At 39.1% G+C, this 2,178-nt stretch carries 3 protein-coding genes; all 3 read left to right on the top strand.

What is annotated here, in order from left to right; translation table 11 throughout:
* A partial coding sequence (locus tag AC1DSE_RS34385) for an HAD family hydrolase (RefSeq protein ID WP_477529029.1) occupies nt 1-320 on the top strand: 320 nt, incomplete at its 5' end.
* Nucleotides 321-1,375: 1,055 nt separating this feature from the next.
* On the top strand, nt 1,376-1,573 hold the full coding sequence (locus AC1DSE_RS34380; protein ID WP_441887000.1) for a hypothetical protein: 198 nt from the start codon (nt 1,376-1,378) through the stop codon (nt 1,571-1,573).
* A gap of 92 nt (nt 1,574-1,665) precedes the next feature.
* Nucleotides 1,666-2,178, top strand: a 513-nt coding sequence (locus AC1DSE_RS34375; RefSeq protein WP_477529028.1) for a transposase, incomplete at its 3' end; no start/stop codon positions are given.

Below are 2,178 nucleotides of genomic sequence, written 5' to 3'. Positions count from 1 at the left end.
GCTTAAGTAAGGGCTTCATACTTAAATTGAGTCAGCTAGGGATTATTAATTCCTTTGTTTTAATTGTAACAACAGGCGATGTGGGCTATTCTAAGCCGAATGAAAAAATATTTGAAATAGCATGCAGTAGATCCAACTCGTCGACAGCGGACTGTTTTTATATTGGAGATAATCTGGAGAATGATGTTTTAGCCTGCGAAAAAATTGGAATGAAAGGTATATGGCTAGATAGACAGAATAGTGAATCGGACAAGAGAAATGTCTTAAGGGTTAATTCTTTATTAGAAATCAGAGATACAATAAATAGTTTTCGAAGCTAGCTCTGGCTTATATATAAGAAGCATTGGTTTCGGAAAGAGTATTTTGAAGATTCTTTAAGGCTCATCTGGCAAATAAATAAAGATTATTGACTGTATGTGTTATTTCTAGATTTTAACAATATTTTAGGGCAGTATGAAGATTGATTTATTGAAAGGAATGTAAGTGCAAGCACGAGAGTCTTGATAGGGTAAGCAGCAAGGATTTCCTGAAGTATAAGCAAAGAAATCATTCAACAAAGCAAAAAAAATAATCATCGCAAGCAATGATTTTAAGAGATCTGAAAATATAAAAGAAGTAATTGATAGCATCTATAAGAGATTTTATATCGAGGCTAAATAATTAACTCAACTTTCGATGTAACCCAGGTTGTGGGACCAACTGGATACAAAAGAAGCCTTCTGCTATGAATTGTGACTCACAGGGGACTGACCCCATAACGTGAGACAAATCAAAACACCTTCAAGAAAATGCAACCGTGTCGTAAGATATGGAGACAACCTTGGAGGTGATTTTACGTTGGCAACAAGAGTAAGTTACCCAGTGGAAGTAAAGGCAAAAGCAATTGAACTGAGAATAGCAGGCATACGGTCAAGGAGGTAATGGAGCAACTCAATATACGAGGGGTATAACGTAATTGAGAAGTTAATAAAGGAACCGTCAGATGACAGAAAAAACCTTGATACATAAAGGCTCCTCTGACTTTACTCTATGATATGGAGACAAATATTTAAGCGAAAGAAGATAATATTAATCCTCTTAGCTTAACTCCTTAAAGAAATTCTACTAGGATATAGTCTCTTTAAGATACAGCAGAACTACATCGAAGCATTATCTTGACACAAATACTGAATAAGCGGGGATTTCGCGCTTGTTCTTTTTTTTTGCCATATAAAGTTATAGAGTGACTTAACGGTCTCCTTCTAACGCTTTTGGATTTATAGTATAGGCTCGGCTTAAATAAACACATAAATCCCAAAAAAACGGCCATACGAAGTTGCTCCTGCTTTCACTAGAATAGGATTACAGATAACTGCTATACCAGAGGAGGAAACCTATGATAGATTTGTACCGATCAATATTGAAAGCGAAATATGTTTGGTTCTTGGTGTTGCCCGGAATGATTTATTATCTCGTCTTCGCCTATATTCCATTGTATGGAATCCAGATCGCGTTTCGCGATTATACATTCATACACGGAATATGGGGAAGTGAATGGGTCGGGCTGCAATATTTCAGTGAGCTATTTCAGTAAAGCGATCATTGGCGACCCTCAAGACATTCCCTTGCCCACAGGATTTGGAGACGTATGGAGTACCGGATGTAATCAGTGCTTGGAGAACCCATATGCAGCGCGCTGGGGGTTCTACGGGGATGGAGAAGGCTACCCAGCTCAYMGCWCATGCTAAACGCAGTRTCGGAGATCAAACCGCTGTAGAAGAATCGAAGGYAGATTTAATACGGCTTCTTGAAGAATATGAACGAGTTACCACCATGCTTGAACAGATTGAARAGGACATCGAAGCTCTGCTTTCTGAGATTCCWATGGCACAGCAGCTTCGCACCATAAAAGGTCTCGGGAAGATCTTCACCGCKGCCAYACTAGCTGGYACAGGAGATTTAARACAGTATGCGCATGGACRTCARGTATTACGRAARGCKGSCCTAAATTTGGCTGAAAGTACGTCAGGAAAGCGAAAAGGACGAATTGTTCTTTCGAAAMGAGGAGACTCMGCCYTGCGRAAATATCTCTATCTCGYGACGGTTCAGCTCGTTTGGAATAAYCCCGTGTTCCGYCATCTGCATGAGCATAATGTGCAAGAAAAGAAGATGAAAAAGCAGCAATCCATATTTAAGTTA

Source organism: Paenibacillus sp. 01L418 (assembly GCF_056400045.1).
The sequence above is the reverse complement of the archived record's forward strand: the minus strand, read 5'-3'. Positions and strand labels throughout refer to the sequence as shown.

Bases quoted from the DNA above. Each gene is read 5' to 3' on its own strand.
- AC1DSE_RS34380 (WP_441887000.1), top strand. From the start codon at position 1,376: ATGATAGATTTGTACCGATCAATATTGAAAGCGAAATATGTTTGGTTC.